General features: G+C 45.2%; 12 protein-coding genes. All 12 read left to right on the top strand.

Annotation, left to right across the window (positions count from 1 at the left end):
* The first annotated feature begins 40 nt into the window (after window positions 1-40).
* The 12 genes from fucI to RDN93_RS07895 all read left to right on the top strand — a co-directional run bounded on the left by fucI (window position 41) and on the right by RDN93_RS07895 (window position 16,466).
* The gene (gene fucI, locus RDN93_RS07950; protein WP_308745006.1) at window positions 41-1,816 is read left to right on the top strand and encodes an L-fucose isomerase; all 1,776 of its coding nucleotides are present in this window, start codon (window positions 41-43) and stop codon (window positions 1,814-1,816) included.
* Window positions 1,817-1,916: 100 nt separating this feature from the next.
* Window positions 1,917-2,555: a class II aldolase/adducin family protein gene (locus RDN93_RS07945; protein ID WP_308745005.1), complete on the top strand. Its 639-nt coding sequence runs from the start codon at window positions 1,917-1,919 to the stop codon at window positions 2,553-2,555.
* 19 nt (window positions 2,556-2,574) lie between these two features.
* Entirely contained in the window at window positions 2,575-4,005 is a 1,431-nt protein-coding gene (locus RDN93_RS07940) for a rhamnulokinase family protein (RefSeq protein WP_308745004.1), read from the top strand.
* 6 nt (window positions 4,006-4,011) lie between these two features.
* Window positions 4,012-4,404 carry an L-rhamnose mutarotase gene (locus RDN93_RS07935; RefSeq protein WP_308745003.1) on the top strand — a complete coding sequence of 131 codons (393 nt, stop codon included), beginning with the start codon at window positions 4,012-4,014 and terminating at the stop codon, window positions 4,402-4,404.
* A gap of 20 nt (window positions 4,405-4,424) precedes the next feature.
* On the top strand, window positions 4,425-5,741 hold the full coding sequence (gene fucP, locus RDN93_RS07930) for an L-fucose:H+ symporter permease (RefSeq protein ID WP_308745002.1): 1,317 nt from the start codon (window positions 4,425-4,427) through the stop codon (window positions 5,739-5,741).
* A 191-nt stretch (window positions 5,742-5,932) separates the two neighbouring features.
* A complete protein-coding gene (locus tag RDN93_RS07925; protein ID WP_308745000.1) occupies window positions 5,933-6,487 on the top strand; it encodes an RNA polymerase sigma-70 factor in 555 nt (184 codons plus the stop codon).
* Window positions 6,488-6,540: 53 nt separating this feature from the next.
* Window positions 6,541-7,527, top strand: a complete 987-nt coding sequence (locus RDN93_RS07920) for a FecR domain-containing protein (RefSeq protein ID WP_308744998.1) — start codon at window positions 6,541-6,543, stop codon at window positions 7,525-7,527.
* A 190-nt stretch (window positions 7,528-7,717) separates the two neighbouring features.
* On the top strand, window positions 7,718-11,068 hold the full coding sequence (locus tag RDN93_RS07915) for a SusC/RagA family TonB-linked outer membrane protein (RefSeq protein WP_308744997.1): 3,351 nt from the start codon (window positions 7,718-7,720) through the stop codon (window positions 11,066-11,068).
* Between the two features lie 13 nt (window positions 11,069-11,081).
* Window positions 11,082-12,683, top strand: coding sequence for a RagB/SusD family nutrient uptake outer membrane protein (locus tag RDN93_RS07910; RefSeq protein WP_308744996.1), 1,602 nt, complete (start codon window positions 11,082-11,084; stop codon window positions 12,681-12,683).
* Between the two features lie 31 nt (window positions 12,684-12,714).
* The gene (locus RDN93_RS07905) at window positions 12,715-13,671 is read left to right on the top strand and encodes a glycoside hydrolase family 18 (RefSeq protein WP_308744995.1); all 957 of its coding nucleotides are present in this window, start codon (window positions 12,715-12,717) and stop codon (window positions 13,669-13,671) included.
* Between the two features lie 97 nt (window positions 13,672-13,768).
* Window positions 13,769-15,397, top strand: a complete 1,629-nt coding sequence (locus tag RDN93_RS07900) for a BT_3987 domain-containing protein (protein ID WP_308744994.1) — start codon at window positions 13,769-13,771, stop codon at window positions 15,395-15,397.
* A 133-nt stretch (window positions 15,398-15,530) separates the two neighbouring features.
* Window positions 15,531-16,466: a glycosyl hydrolase family 18 protein gene (locus RDN93_RS07895; RefSeq protein ID WP_308744993.1), complete on the top strand. Its 936-nt coding sequence runs from the start codon at window positions 15,531-15,533 to the stop codon at window positions 16,464-16,466.
* The last annotated feature ends 17 nt before the right edge of the window (window positions 16,467-16,483 follow it).

The following is a 16,483-nucleotide window of genomic DNA, read 5'->3' as shown; positions in this document are numbered from 1 at the left end:
ACAGGTATTAATTAACTATATAATAAAAAAAAAAGAAACCATGAAAAAGTATCCGAAAATCGGGATTCGTCCCACCATCGATGGTCGCCAGGGTGGCGTTCGTGAAAGCCTTGAAGAAAAGACAATGAATCTGGCTAAAGCAGTAGCCGAATTAATCAGCAGCAATCTGAGAAACGGTGACGGAAGTCCTGTGGAATGTGTTATTGCCGACAGCACTATCGGTCGTGTTGCCGAAAGCGCAGCTTGTGCAGACAAGTTCGAAAGAGAAGGGGTAGGTTCTACTATCACTGTAACTTCCTGCTGGTGCTATGGTGCTGAAACAATGGATATGAACCCTCATTATCCGAAAGCAGTCTGGGGATTCAACGGAACAGAACGTCCGGGTGCTGTATATTTGGCAGCCGTATTGGCAGGACACGCACAAAAAGGTCTTCCTGCATTCGGCATCTACGGACATGACGTTCAGGATTTGGATGATAATACAATTCCGGAAGATGTTGCGGAAAAGATTCTTCGCTTTGCCCGCGCCGCACAGGCAGTAGCTACAATGAGAGGTAAATCTTACCTGTCTATGGGTAGTGTATCTATGGGTATTGCCGGTTCAATCGTTAATCCTGATTTCTTCCAGGAATATTTGGGTATGCGTAATGAGTCCATCGACCTTACAGAAATCATCCGCCGTATGGACGAAGGTATCTACGACCATGAAGAATATGCGAAAGCAATGGCATGGACAGAAAAGAACTGCAAGGTAAATGAAGGGGATGACTTCAAAAACCGTCCCGAAAAACGCAAAACCCGTGAACAGAAAGACGCTGACTGGGAATTTATCGTGAAAATGACAATCATCATGCGCGACCTGATGACCGGCAACCCCAAACTGAAAGAGCTGGGATTCAAAGAAGAGGCTTTAGGACACAACGCTATCGCAGCCGGTTTCCAGGGACAACGCCAATGGACAGACTTCTATCCGAACGGTGACTATCCCGAAGCCCTGCTTAATACCTCTTTCGACTGGAACGGTATCCGCGAAGCATTTGTCGTTGCTACTGAAAACGATGCCTGCAACGGTGTAGCTATGCTGTTCGGACACTTGCTGACCAACCGTGCTCAAATATTCTCTGATGTACGTACTTACTGGAGCCCTGAAGCCGTGAAACGTGTAACCGGCAAAGAATTGACCGGTCTGGCAGCAAACGGTATCATCCATCTTATCAATTCCGGTGCAACGACTCTCGACGGTTCCGGCCAGTCATTGGATGCAGAAGGCAACCCGGTAATGAAAGAACCGTGGAACCTGACTGACGCAGACGTAGAAAACTGTCTGAAAGCGACCACTTGGTATCCGGCAGACCGTGACTACTTCCGTGGAGGAGGTTTCTCGTCCAACTTCCTGTCAAAAGGCGGTATGCCCGTTACTATGATGCGTCTGAACCTGATTAAAGGCCTTGGCCCTGTCCTGCAAATCGCAGAAGGATGGACAGTTGAGATTGACCCTGAAATCCACCAGAAACTGAATATGCGTACAGACCCGACATGGCCTACTACCTGGTTTGTTCCCCGTCTGTGTGACAAACCAGCTTTCAAAGATGTATATTCAGTAATGAATAACTGGGGAGCTAATCACGGAGCTATCAGCTACGGACACATCGGTCAGGACTTAATCACTCTTGCTTCTATGCTTCGCATCCCGGTATGCATGCACAATGTAGAAGATAACGAAATATTCCGTCCGGCAGCATGGAATGCATTCGGCATGGATAAAGAGGGAGCAGATTACAGAGCTTGTACCACTTACGGTCCTATCTACAAATAAATAAAAAGTAGTCGCCCCATATCAATTAATAAATTAACTTTGCCGTATGTATAGGGACGGATTACCTCTGTCCCTACAAACGGCTTTAATAAATTACACTATGATTACTAACGAACATATCGAACAATTTATAGAACAAGCGCATCGTTACGGAGACGCTAAACTAATGCTTTGCAGCAGCGGAAACCTCTCTTGGCGAATCGGTGAGGAAGCACTTATTTCCGGCACAGGCTCCTGGGTTCCTACCCTCAGAAAAGAGAAAGTTTCTATTTGCAATATCGCAAGCGGAACACCTACTAACGGTGTAAAACCTTCAATGGAAAGTACTTTCCACCTGGGTATTCTCCGCGAACGCCCGGATGTCAATGTAGTACTTCATTTCCAGTCGGAGTATGCCACAGCTATCTCCTGCATGAAAAACAAACCGACCAATTTTAATGTAACAGCAGAAATCCCCTGCCACGTAGGCTCAGAGATTCCCGTGATTCCTTACTATCGCCCCGGTTCACCGGAACTGGCCAAAGCAGTAGTGGAAGCCATGCTCGAACACAACTCTGTCTTACTGACCAACCACGGACAAGTGGTCTGCGGAAAAGACTTCGACCAAGTGTACGAACGCGCTACCTTCTTCGAAATGGCGTGCCGCATCATTGTTCAGTCCGGCGGTGATTATTCAGTATTGACACCGGCAGAAATTGAAGATTTGGAAATCTATGTATTAGGAAAGAAGACAAAATAATATCCGTACATACCATACCATGAAAGATACCAACAAAAACATATATTTAGCAGCAGACTTTGGAGGAGGAAGCGGTCGGGTTATCGCCGGCTTCCTTCTCCACGGTAAGCTGGAATTGGAAGAAATTCACCGCTTCTCCAACCGCCAGGTTAAACTGGGGAATCATGTTTACTGGGACTTCCCTGCCCTGTTTGAAGACATGAAAACCGGACTAAAATTAGCCGCACAAAAGGGATATACCGTCAAAGGAATTGGCATCGACACTTGGGGAGTGGATTTCGGATTGATTGACAAGAACGGAAATCTACTAGGTAACCCTATCTGTTATCGGGATGCAAGAACAGACGGAATGCCGGCAGAGGTTTTCAAAATCCTGGATGAACAGAAACATTATGCTGCCACCGGAATACAAGTCATGGCTATCAATACACTATTCCAACTGTATAGCATGAAACGGAACCGGGACCCGCAACTGGAAGTTGCCCGCCAACTTCTCTTCATGCCCGACCTTTTCAGTTATTACCTGACCGGAACAGCTAATAATGAATACTGCATCGCTTCCACTTCGGAACTGCTTGACGCAAAACGTCGGGACTGGTCGCAAGACACAATTCACGCACTGGAACTTCCCGAACATCTGTTTGGTGAAATCATCCAACCGGGCACTATCCGGGGAACGTTAAAAGAAGACATCGCACGGGAAACCGGACTAGGTGCAGTAGATGTGATTGCCGTAGGTTCACATGACACAGCCAGTGCTGTTGCAGCCGTTCCGGCAACAGAAGCTCCTATCGCCTTTTTAAGTTCCGGCACCTGGTCGCTCCTGGGCGTTGAAACGGATGAGCCTATACTGACAGAAGAAGCACGGAAAGCCGAATTCACTAATGAGGGGGGCGTAGGAGGTCGCATCCGGTTCCTGCAAAATATTACGGGACTGTGGATTCTACAACGCCTGATGAGTGAATGGAAAGCACGCGGTGAAGAACAAAGTTATGATGCAATCATCCCACAAGCCGCCGAAGTAGAGATTAATACAATCATCCCTGTCGATGATCCGGAATTTATGAACCCGGAGAACATGGAGACTGCCCTTTTGAATTATTGCAGAAACCACGCTCTCCCGATTCCCCAGAATAAAGCGGAAATTGTTAAATGCGTGCTCCAGTCATTAGCATCCAAATATCAGCAGGCGGTAGAAAAGCTCAACCGTTGTCTCCCCTCTCCGATTCGCCAGTTAAACATCATTGGAGGAGGTTCGCAGAATAAATTACTCAACCAACTTACAGCCGACGCACTCAATATCCCTGTTTATGCCGGTCCCGTAGAAGCCACAGCCATAGGCAATATCCTGACACAGGCAATGGCCAAGGGAGAAATCAGCAACCTGCAGGAGCTAAGGGAGATTGTAAGCCGAAGCGTTACACCACAAGTATATTACCCTAAAAAATAAAAGTATATGGAAACACCCAAAACCGGTTATCAAGTTCAATCTTACAACGTCCCCGTCAAAAGATATTGCCAGACTCTTGACTTACGCGATTCGCCGGAATTGATTGCCGAATATCGTAAAAGACATAGTGAAGCGGAAGCATGGCCTGAAATCCTTGCAGGTATCCGGGAAGTAGGCATCCTCGAAATGGAAATCTATATTCTTGGCACACGCTTGTTTATGATTGTCGAAACTCCCGTTGACTTCGACTGGGACACAGCAATGGCACGCCTGAATACTCTTCCCCGCCAACAGGAATGGGAGGAATACATGGCTATCTTCCAACAAGCCGCTCCCGGAATGAGTTCCGCGGAAAAATGGAAACCAATGGAAAGAATGTTCCATCTATATAATACCTAATAAAATAAGCAGAAAGAACCATGAAACACATCAAACAGTCCATCCTATCCAAAGATGGCGTCAGTTACCTTATCCCTTTTATTCTCATTACCTCTTGTTTTGCGTTATGGGGATTTGCAAATGATATTACCAATCCGATGGTGAAAGCATTTTCTAAAATCTTCCGGATGAGTGCTACTGATGGAGCACTGGTACAAGTAGCCTTCTATGGCGGTTACTTTGCCATGGCTTTTCCGGCAGCAATGTTCATCCGTAAATATTCTTATAAAGCAGGCGTTCTGCTAGGTCTCGGTTTATACGCTTTCGGTGCGTTCCTATTCTTCCCCGCTAAAATGACAGGAGAATATTACCCGTTCCTGATTGCCTATTTCATCCTGACTTGCGGACTCTCATTTCTGGAAACAAGCTGTAACCCATACATCCTTTCCATGGGAACGGAAGAAACATCCACAAGACGTTTGAATCTTGCCCAGTCTTTCAACCCTATGGGTTCGCTGCTTGGAATGTATGTAGCCATGCAATTCATTCAAGCCAAATTACACCCGATGGGTACTGAAGACCGCGCCCTGCTCAATGAAAATGAATTTCAGGCCATCAAAGAAAGCGACCTTGCTGTTCTAATCGCCCCTTATCTTATCATCGGGCTGGTTATCGTAGCGATGCTGCTTCTGATACGCTTCGTAAAAATGCCGAAGAACGGGGATCAGAACCACAAAATAGATTTCTTCCCGACATTAAAACGTATTTTTACCCAAACACGTTATCGCGAAGGTGTGATTGCCCAATTCTTCTACGTAGGTGCACAAATCATGTGCTGGACATTTGTCATCCAATATGGTACCCGTCTGTTTATGTCACCGGAATTCGGTATGGATGAAAAGAGTGCGGAAGTACTCTCGCAGCAATACAACATCATCGCAATGGTTATTTTCTGTATCAGCCGTTTCATCTGTACCTTTATTCTGCGTTATCTGAATGCGGGTAAATTATTGATGATTCTGGCTATTTTCGGTGGAATTTTCACTTTAGGCACTATCTTTCTTCAGAATATCTACGGATTATATTGCCTGATAGCCGTTTCAGCCTGTATGTCTCTGATGTTCCCCACTATTTACGGCATTGCCTTGAAAGGTCTTGGAGATGATGCCAAATTCGGAGCAGCCGGTCTTATAATGGCTATCCTCGGTGGCTCTATCCTTCCTCCATTGCAGGCAAGCATCATCGACATGAAAGAAATCGGCTGGTTACCGGCAGTCAATGTGTCATTCATTCTCCCGTTCATCTGCTTTCTTGTAATCACCTGTTATGGCTACCGCACAGTGAAAAGGAACTGGTAGAAAACATACTTAAAAATAGTGACGCTATCCCATCGTGATACCGTCACTATCCCACTCGTATAGTGACGCCATCCGCAAGGGATAGCGTCACTATTTTTATTTACCTTTTTTCATAAACAATTTGCTTTTTCTTCGTATCTCAATTTTATTTGTCTACATTTGCTTTTGATTCCCAATAATTTATAAATTCAATGCCCACAAAACAAGACAACATATTACTAGCAAAACAATTCGGAATAATATTCGCTGAGTATTATTCAGTAGTAAAATATTTCGCATTTATGTTGCTTAAATCCGAAGAAGATGCAGAAGACATTGCCCAAGATGTTTTCACAAAATTATGGACTCAACCCGAGATATGGACAAAAGTTCCCAATTTGAAACCTTATGTCTATACTCTTACCAAAAGTACGACTCTCAATTTTATCAAACATAAAAGAATAGAATCAGCCTATCAGGAAAAAGTAATAGAGAAAAGCTTAGTAGAAGAACTTTCCCAAACAGAAGATCCTCTTAACGACATATACTACAAAGAAATTCAACTAATCATCAAACTAACCCTCAGCCGTCTTCCCGAACAGCGCAGAAAAGTTTTTGAAATGAGTAGATTTGAAACTATGAGCAATAATGAAATTGCCGAAAAGCTGAACATTTCAGTCCGGACGGTAGAACATCACATCTATCTAACCCTGCTTGAAATGAAAAAAATATCTTTTTTACTTTTTTTCGCACTTTTTTTTAAGTAGTCCGCCTTAGTTAATTGAGATATTAATGTAACAGCTCTAATTAATATCTCAAAATGAAGAACTATTTTCAAAAAATACTAGCCTTATTTACCGGGAATGACTACCCGGAAGCCACCCGACAGGAGTTCTACCAATGGTTGGTAGACGAAGAATATGTGTCCGAGAAAGACGAAGCATTGCAATATCTGTGGGAAGAAGGATACAAGCAAGGGAAAGCTCCCAATATACATCAATCATACGAACAATTAAGAAAGAATGCGGGTATTCCTTCCGTACGGGAAGAACGGAGAATCCGTCCGATCCACATCTGGCAGGCAGCCGCAGCCGTATTCTTTATAGTAGCTGCTTCTTCCATCTACCTTTCTACCATAGGAAAAAAGACAGAGCCTAATTTATTACAGCAATATATCCCGACAGCAGAAGTACGGACTCTCACCTTGCCCGACGGGACCAAAGTACAACTGAACTCACAAAGCACCCTTTTATATCCGAAGGAATTCACAGGCAAAGACCGTAGCGTATTTCTGATCGGTGAAGCCAATTTCAAAGTGAAGCCGGATAAGAAGCACCCGTTTATCGTCAAGTCGAATGATTTTCAGGTAACAGCACTCGGAACTGAATTTAATGTAGCTGCATACCCTGAGAATCCGATAGTAGCGGCAACCTTGATTTCGGGAAGTGTACTCGTGGAATATGATGATTTAAAATCTCAAGTTATTTTAAATCCTAACGAACAGTTGGCCTATCATAAATACACCCGCCAGCACCATTTGGACACTCCCGATATGAATGATGTCACAGCCTGGCAACGTGGCGAGCTGGTATTCAGAGAGATGAGTATAAAAGAGATTATAACCATATTAGAACGTAAATATCCATATACTTTCGAGTATCGCCTGAAGAATCTGAAAGAAGATAAATACAGTTTCCGTTTTAAAGACCGGGCAACACTATCGGAAGTAATGGATGTGATAGTTAATGTAGTAGGTCAGATAGACTATAAAATAAAAGAGGACCGCTGTTACCTGATTCCTAAATAATCCAGAAATCAAAATCACAGTAAAAACGAACAACAATACCAATAACCTTTTTAACCCTTTACAAACATGCAAAAAAGTATCCGGAACAGAGCCCGAACTCTATCCCGGATATGAAATCAAAATTCTCAATATTAGAGTTTTACTCTTAATTACCGTGAAATAAATTAGTTAATAATCTAATACTAAGAAAATGCTACAAATTTACGAATTTATAGTAAACCAGTCTGCAAAGGGAAGAAGTTTTTTACTTTTTTTCTGTTTGTTATTGATGCAAGCACCCACCTTTGCGCAAAACAGTGCCAAGATTACTATTCAAAAGAAAAATATATCTGTAATAGAGGCACTTAAAGAAGTAGAAAGACAATCCGACTTCTCTGTCGGTTTCAACGATTCCCAATTAAAAAACAAGCCTGTTTTAAATCTTGACCTAAGAGCCGTAACATTAGAAAACGCCCTTGTACAAATACTCAAAGGTAGCGGGTTCGCCTATCAGTTCAAAGGGAAATACATCATGATTATTCCGGACAACAAGCCTAAAGAAACCCCTGTCAAAAAAGTGACGGGAAAGGTAGTTGACGAAAGCAATGAACCTTTAATTGGAGTAAATATCAAGGTAGAAGGAAGCTCTGAAGGAGCTATCACCGATATGGATGGCAATTTCACAATTACCGCTTCTCCGGGCAATGCATTAAGTTTTACGTATGTAGGATACACGCCCCAAACTATGAGAATAACAGACAGGAACACCTATGAAGTAAAATTGCAAAGTGACACTAAGCAATTGAATGAAGTAGTAGTGACAGCCCTCGGTATCAAACGCGAACAAAAGGCGTTAAGTTATAATGTACAGCAAGTAAAATCGGACGAACTGACTCAAATCAAGGACGCAAACTTCGTTAATAGCCTGAACGGTAAAGTAGCGGGTGTCACGATCAATTCAAGTTCATCCGGTGTAGGTGGCGCCAGTAAAGTAGTGATGCGCGGAACGAAGTCCATTGAGCAGAGCAGTAACGCGCTGTATGTTATCGACGGCATACCGATGTTCAATTTCGGTGGCGGTGGTGGCACAGAATTCGATTCAAAAGGTGCTACAGAAAGCATTGCCGACATCAATCCTGAAGACATCGAAAGCATTTCCGTACTGACAGGTGCGGCAGCTGCTGCCCTCTACGGTAGCAACGCAGCGAATGGAGCTATTGTTATCACCACCAAAAAGGGAAAAGTAGGAAAACTGCAAGCAAGCGTATCCACCGGCATCGACTGGATGAATCCATTCGTAATGCCCAAATTCCAGAATCGCTACGGAACAGGAAGCTATGGCAAAGCAAACGGTTCTACAACCCTCAGTTGGGGACCGAAGCTGAACAACGCGAGCCGTACGGGATACGAACCCACTGATTTTTTTGAAACGGGGGCAGTGTACTCCAATTCCGTCAGCTTGTCTGCCGGTTCGGAAAAGAACCAGACTTTCTTCTCCGCAGCAGCGACCAACTCCGACGGAATGATTCCCAACAATAGGTATAACAGATATAATTTCACTTTCCGCAACACAACCAGTCTCCTCAACGACAAGATGAAGCTCGATGTCGGAGCTAGCTATATCATTCAGAACGACCGTAATATGGTCAATCAGGGTGTATATTCTAACCCGCTGGTATCGACTTACCTGTTCCCTCGAAGCGACGACTTCTCATTGGTGAAAGTCTTTGAACGCTGGAGCGATGCGCGCAAGATCAACTTGCCATATTGGCCTCAGGGCGAAGGTAATCTCCGCATGCAGAACCCTTATTGGATTTCGTACCGTAATCTCCACGAGAATGACAAGAAGCGTTACATGATGTCCATCGGACTAACTTACGATGTACTGGACTGGTTGAACCTGTCGGGACGTATTCGCATCGACAACTCCAACAACACGTACGAGCAGAAACTCTATGCCGGAACCATCGCCACGCTCACCGACGGTAATCAAGGACACTACACGATTGCCAAGAATGAAACCAGCCAAACGTATGCCGACTTCCTGGTGAACATCAACAAACGCATCAAAGACTTCACCCTTGTAGCCAATATCGGTACCAGTTTGAGCAACAATATCAGCAGTACCTTTAGTTACGGTGGACCGATACAAGAAAACGGAATCCCCAACTTATTCAACGTGTTCGACCTCGACAATGTGAAGAAGCGTGCCGTCCAAGAAGCATGGCAAGACGTGACGTATTCCATCTTCGCCAACGTAGAAGTAGGCTGGAAGAGCATGCTCTACCTCACCTTGACGGGACGTAACGACTGGGCTTCACAAATTCACGGCACTACAGATCCTTCCTTCTTTTATCCGTCGGTAGGTCTGTCGGCAGTAATCACCGAAATGGTAAAATTGCCCCAATGGGTAGATTACCTGAAAGTGCGCGGTTCGTACAGTTCCGTAGGTTCTCCCTACCCCCGTTATCTGACTATACCGACTTTCCCATACGATGCTACCTCGCAACAATGGAAAGAGAAATCCATCTACCCTATCGGCACGCTCTATCCCGAACGTACCAACTCCTGGGAAGTGGGCGTAGACGCAACGCTGTTCCGCGACTTCAAAGTAAGCGCTTCCTTCTATTACGCCAATACACACAACCAGACATTCGACCCGCAGCTTTCGGTCTCTTCCGGTTACGAGAAGTTGTATGTGCAGACAGGCTCCGTGCGCAACGTGGGCGTGGAAGGTATGTTAGGCTACGGGCATACTTGGAGCGGTTTCAACTGGGACACCAGCTTCACCATTTCCAGCAACCAGAACACACTGACCGAATTGGTAAGAAACTATGTGCATCCCGAAACCGGAGAAATCATCAATAAAGACCGGCTTCCGCTGAAAACATCTGACGGACGCGGATTGGCACAAGCGGAATTCATTTTGAAAGAAGGTGGTTCGTTGGGCGATCTTTACACCCGTTCCGATGTGGTGCGCGATGACAAGGGAAAAGTCCAGATAGACGCCACCGGCAACGTCTCCAAAGTGGGCAATCTGAACGACATCAAACTAGGAAGCGTATTCCCGAAAGCCAATCTGGCATGGAACAACTCCTTCTCTTACAAAGGTATCAACGTAGGATTCCTGATTTCCGCCCGCATCGGAGGTATTGTATATTCAGCTACCCAGGCAGCCATGGACGAGTACGGGGTTTCCGAAAGAACTGCCGCCGCCCGCGATGCCGGTGGAGTACTCGTCAACGGACGCACCATAGTAGATGCACAAAAATGGTTTGAGGTCATTGCCGGTTCCAGCGGCTTGCCCCAATACTATACGTATAGCGCGACGAACGTCCGCCTTCAGGAAGCGCGCATCGGCTATACCATCCCCCGTCGCTGGATAGGCAATGTATGCGACATCAATGTATCGCTTGTAGGCCGCAATCTTTGGATGATATACAATAAAGCGCCGTTCGATCCCGAAAGCGTGGCCACTACCGGCAACTTCTACCAGGGTATCGACTACTTCATGATGCCTAGCAGCCGTAACATCGGGTTTAACATTAAGCTTAACTTCTAAAACGATGAATAGCATGAAATACATAAAACAGTTCAATCTGACAGTGATGTCACTCGTCACACTACTTATTGCAGGTAGTTGCATGGACAGTGATATCAACCGCAACCCTTTTGAAACCACTCAGGAAGAGATGGGGCGGGACAATTATAATGTAGGTTCCAAGCTCAAAACTCTTGAAGGACAGGTCATCCCTACACAGGAACATTTGTATCAATTCATGGAAGCCATGTGTGGTGGCGCTTATGGCGGATATTTCAGTGATACGCACACCGGATGGATTGAAAAATTCTCAACATACAATCCCAAGTCGGATTGGTTGGAAGGAGCCTTTTCCACCATCTTCACCAACACCTACCCCAACTATCGCAATCTGATGAAGTTGAGTGACGTGCCCGTTCCGCAAGCCATCGCCAAAGTACTGCGTGTGGCCATCATGCAACGCACTACTGACATGTTCGGTCCCATCCCCTACAGCAAGATAGTGGTGGAAGGAGAAGCCGCCGCGTTGAGTTCTCCCTACGACTCGCAGGATGTTATCTACAAGCAGATGTTCAAGGAACTGGATGAGGCCGACCAAGCATTTGAGGACAACCTCACACTCGCCCCCGATGCCCTGAAGAAGCTTGACGACGTTTATTACGGAGACGTGGAGAAATGGCGCAAATACCTTCATTCTCTGCAACTCCGCATGGCAATGCGCCTCTGCTACGTGCCTGAGATGAAAGAAGAAGTGCAACGGATAGCCGAAGCGGCAGTGACGGCGGGCGTAATTACGGACAATGCCGACAACGCCCTGTTTCACGTAGCCGAAAACCGTTCTGCCCTCTGTTTCAATACTTGGAACGACTATCGGATTGGCGCCGACATCCTATGCTATATGAACGGCTATCAGGATTCCCGCCGCGAAAAGTACTTCACCATGGGCAAAGGCAACGGCAAGACAGACGGCACCGCCGGCAGCAAGGAGGGCTACTACGGCATCCGCATCGGCACACTGCCGACAGGCGTGACCGACGACCAACTGAAGAGCGTCTACTCCAACCGCCTCATGACCGCCACCGACCCTTACACCTGGATGACTGCCGCCGAAGTGGCATTCCTCCGTGCCGAAGGTGCGTTGCGGGGATGGGCAATGGGTGGAAAAGCCAAAGACCTCTACGAGCAAGGCATCGCCCTCTCCTTTGCCCAACACGGAGCATCGGGAGCTGAAGCTTATGCTGCCGACAACAGCATGGTGCCCGCAGCCTATGCCGACCCACTGGGCAAATACGACACCAGTGCCCCGTCCAACATCAAAATCGCGTGGAACACAGACACCAAAGCAGATCATTTCGAAGAGAATCTCGAACGCATCATCACGCAGAAATGGATTGCCATCTACCCGCTGGGCATCGAAGCATGGAGCGAACGCCGCCGCACGGGTTATCCTAAAATGCTGCCCATCGTCGACAATAAGAGCTCATATTCCGAACTTACCGACATCGGTATACGTCGCCTGCAATACCCTGGCAGTGAATACAGCCTCAACGGGGGACACGTAGAAGAAGCCGTAGATATGTTGGGGGGAGACAGAATAAACATCCGTCTCTGGTGGGATTGCAAACCGAACAATTAATTGAAAGTAAAACCTTGAAAAACAAAAAGATATGAAACACAGATATTTGAAATCCAATTTGATGGCTTGTCTCCTGACAGTCGCAATAGCCGGAGGATTCCTGTTTACGTCTTGCGAAGACTGGACAGACCCGGAAGAAGTGGACTACACCATTCAGGACCCAAGTAAGCAAAATCCCGAACTTTGGGCACGCTATACGGAATCACTGCGCGTCTACAAACTCGAACGTCCGCACTACATCACCTACGCCAACTTCAACAACGGCGTTGAGCCTTCAAAGAACGAAGGCGAATATCTCCGTTCACTGCCCGATTCGCTGGACTTTGTCACGTTGGCAAACTCAGAGAACATCACTGCTTCCGACCGTGAGGACATTCCCGGACTACAAGAGAAAAGCACCCGCGTGCTTTACCACGTAGATTACGCCAAGAAGATGGCGGAACTCCCCGATGACGCTACTCTGGGCGCATGGCTGGACAAAGCGGTAGCCACTGTTGCAGAACTAAAAATGGATGGTTTCGCTTTCAGCGGATTACCTCTTTACGGCGGAACGGATGACGAACAGGCTGCCCGCAAGGCATCTGCACGGCTGATTGTCTCTAAACTATCCGCTACCGGAAAAGCGCTCGTATTTGAAGGAGATCCTAGCTTTGTGGATGCCGCCGACATGGAAAAGCTGGACTACGTGGTGCTCAACACTGCCTATATAGAGAGAGCCGTAGCATTGAAACTGCTAGTGGCAAATACGCTAGAGATGCACACAACGCTATCCAAGGCACAACTGGTACTCGCTACCAAGATGAACGGCAAATTAGCGGATGAAGACGGGAAATGGCATAATGCCGTGCTCGAAATGCCCAATCGCGTAGTCGGTTTAGGTCCTTTGGCGGGAATGGCAATATATTCCATAGGCGAAGATTATTATCAACCTGAAAAAAATTATCATACTTGCCGGACGGCTATACAGACGATGAACCCGTCAATGTAAAACGAAAGTAAGAGGATAGTAATTATGGAATATTAGTTTGCCGAGAACCAAGACTAATGATAAAAAAGCAATGTATAAATACTATAAAATCAATCTTATGAATAACTCATTCAAATACTTCGCGCTCTCCATGTTACTGTTAGCAATGATGGGATGCACCGCAGAAGATATCACACAAATCGGTGGTACGCTACCCGATGAAACGCCAATGAACAGTGTAGGAGGAATCTTACGCAGTGAAAGAACCTTGTCGAATCTAATAGACATCGACTTGTATGAAGAAGACGAGGAAAGCAACGAATACATCAGCTATACATTGACTAAGCCCGCTACAAGTACTGTCACCCTGAAAGCGATTGCCAACGAAGCGTTGGCAGACGCTTACAACGAAAAATACAATCTCGAAACAAAAACGTTCCCCACTGCCAACATGCGCTTCGAAAACGATGGCACACTCACCATAGCCGCCGGAAAGCAAACATCTGCCGCTATAAAAGCGACAATCTCTACCGATGGATTGGAGATCGGAACGCTTTATCTATTGGCACTCACCATAGAAAAAGCCGCAACAAATGTAGAAGCACAAGCAGAAAAACAAGCGCTATATTATAGAATATATATTGAAAAGAAAGCGACAACTATCGAACCTAATCCGGGAATACCGGAAGATATACCGGAGTTATTACCCAATCTGACTTCTGTATTTTATGTGAATACAGAAACCTACCAGCCATACATTGCCAACGCTTTTGGTATCACTGCTCAGCCCAAGGGCCAATCCAGAAAGATTTATAGTTTGGGGAATATTATAAACTTAAAAAGAGCAACGATAAACTACGATGCTCTCAGTCAGCGTGTTATGTTTACTTTAGGTACTGATTTAGGTTATGTATTGGAACATAGTAATAAATATCTCCGTCCGATTCAAGTACACAATCGTAAAATATGCATTTGTATTGAGAATGGCGGTCAAGGCATAGGCTTTTGCAACATGAATGCTACGCAAATAACCGACTTCGTCCGCCAAGTAAAAGCTGTGGTAGAACGTTACGACCTTGACGGCATAAACCTATGGGACGAAGACAGCAAATATGGCAAAACAGGAATACCGGAAATGAACACCACTTCATACCCCATGCTAATCAAGAAATTGAGTGAAGCCTTGCCCGGCAAATTACTGACACTAGTTGATAAAGGAGACGCAACAGAATATTTCTATGATGTCGACAAATGTGGAGGCATCAAAGTAGGCAGCTACATAGACTACGCATGGCACGGATACGTTTCGCCAACAGAAATCTTGCAAGTCATTAACCCAAATCTCGAAGGTAGCCCCCAGGATTATAGTAAATATACGCGCAAGTCCATTGCCGGATTGAACGCATCATGTTACGGAAGTGTAAATGTCCCTTGCTATAATGACAATGATAAAGAAATTAGAGATCCCGCATCAGAAATTATAACCAAATGGAAAACTATAGGAAATAAAAAGAGCAATATTCTGGTTTACGGAAATGACCTAATCGGTCAAGAGTATGCTGGTTATGAAACTGCGACTGAAAACATGATAAGCGGATATAGCATTTCCCGATTTATGGATGACGGTTATACATGGAACTTCGATAGTGACACTCAAAAAGCCGGAACCACACGTTATACAGCAGGTAGACTGTATGCGACAGCAAGCTCCGGTCCTGACGCGAACCCTTTTAGAAAAGATTGGTAAATACGAAAACACATTTAATATTATAGTAGTAAATACATAATCTTTATATCAATAGCAACATTTAAAAAAGGAGGTGTACAAAAACAGAAACTGCATTTTTTCATTTCAGTTATTAACTTAAAAAAAGAAAAAGATGAAAAATTATTTATTAGTTCTTTTCATGGCGTTGTTTATTGCAAGTTGCAGCAACAACGAAGATTTATTGACAGAATCTCAGAATACTGAAACAGCCAGCACTCGTGCCGTAAGCCTTAAAACCCCGAAGTTGACGACGTATATCGAGACAAACGATATTAATCCGTTGAATATGGGTGAATACTACTTCACCGGTACAGAAGCGGAGAAAGACTATGTAGTGGATCATGTGATATTGTTCGCATCAAACATTCGCGGTACAGTTTCAACTGTTGAGTTGTATCACAACCCGAACCAGACTTACATTTTGAATCATAAAAACACATTGGTGCAACCTTTGCAGGCTAAAGGTATCAAGGTATTACTAGGTTTGCTGGGCGACCATACAGGTGTTGGTTTCGCAAACTTAACTAGCAGTCAAATAACGTCATTTGCAAACCAGGTAGCTGATTGCGTCTATGATAACGGACTTGACGGTGTAGACTTTGATGACGAATATGCTGAATACGGCAAAATTTCAGGTACTCCGTCACCTAGTGGTACTAACTTCAGTGCATTGATCACAGCATTACGTGCAAATAGTAAAATGTCCGGCAAATTGATTACCGCTTTCCATTACGGCTACGCCACTGGCTTCAACCAGAATGCAAAGAATGCCCTTGACTACATGTGGCCTAACTTCGGTACCGATTGGAGCGCTCCTTCCGGATTTGCAGACAGCAAGTGGGCAAGTATGTCAATACAATACACCCAAGGCTATCCTGCTGACTGGCAAATTCAAGAAGCTGCAGATTACTATGACGGCTATGGCGCTATCATGATGTTCAATGTACGCAATAGTGATGCTTCCGGAAAAATGAATAATTTTGCTTCACGAGTATGGGGTGGAAAAACTGTAAGCTATACTGGTACTTCATATCCTAAAAACTACTAGCAGAGTTGCGTACACCT

Origin of the sequence: uncultured Bacteroides sp. (genome assembly GCF_902491285.1) — a bacterium.
Taxonomy (GTDB): domain Bacteria; phylum Bacteroidota; class Bacteroidia; order Bacteroidales; family Bacteroidaceae; genus Bacteroides.
The sequence above is the reverse complement of the archived record's forward strand: the minus strand, read 5'-3'. Positions and strand labels throughout refer to the sequence as shown.

Coding starts and splice junctions, on each gene's coding strand:
- fucI (WP_308745006.1), top strand. CDS start 41: ATGAAAAAGTATCCGAAAATCGGGATTCGTCCCACCATCGATGGTCGC.
- RDN93_RS07945 (WP_308745005.1), top strand. CDS start 1,917: ATGATTACTAACGAACATATCGAACAATTTATAGAACAAGCGCATCGT.
- RDN93_RS07940 (WP_308745004.1), top strand. CDS start 2,575: ATGAAAGATACCAACAAAAACATATATTTAGCAGCAGACTTTGGAGGA.
- RDN93_RS07935 (WP_308745003.1), top strand. CDS start 4,012: ATGGAAACACCCAAAACCGGTTATCAAGTTCAATCTTACAACGTCCCC.
- fucP (WP_308745002.1), top strand. CDS start 4,425: ATGAAACACATCAAACAGTCCATCCTATCCAAAGATGGCGTCAGTTAC.
- RDN93_RS07925 (WP_308745000.1), top strand. CDS start 5,933: ATGCCCACAAAACAAGACAACATATTACTAGCAAAACAATTCGGAATA.
- RDN93_RS07920 (WP_308744998.1), top strand. CDS start 6,541: ATGAAGAACTATTTTCAAAAAATACTAGCCTTATTTACCGGGAATGAC.
- RDN93_RS07915 (WP_308744997.1), top strand. CDS start 7,718: ATGCTACAAATTTACGAATTTATAGTAAACCAGTCTGCAAAGGGAAGA.
- RDN93_RS07910 (WP_308744996.1), top strand. CDS start 11,082: ATGAAATACATAAAACAGTTCAATCTGACAGTGATGTCACTCGTCACA.
- RDN93_RS07905 (WP_308744995.1), top strand. CDS start 12,715: ATGAAACACAGATATTTGAAATCCAATTTGATGGCTTGTCTCCTGACA.
- RDN93_RS07900 (WP_308744994.1), top strand. CDS start 13,769: ATGAATAACTCATTCAAATACTTCGCGCTCTCCATGTTACTGTTAGCA.
- RDN93_RS07895 (WP_308744993.1), top strand. CDS start 15,531: ATGAAAAATTATTTATTAGTTCTTTTCATGGCGTTGTTTATTGCAAGT.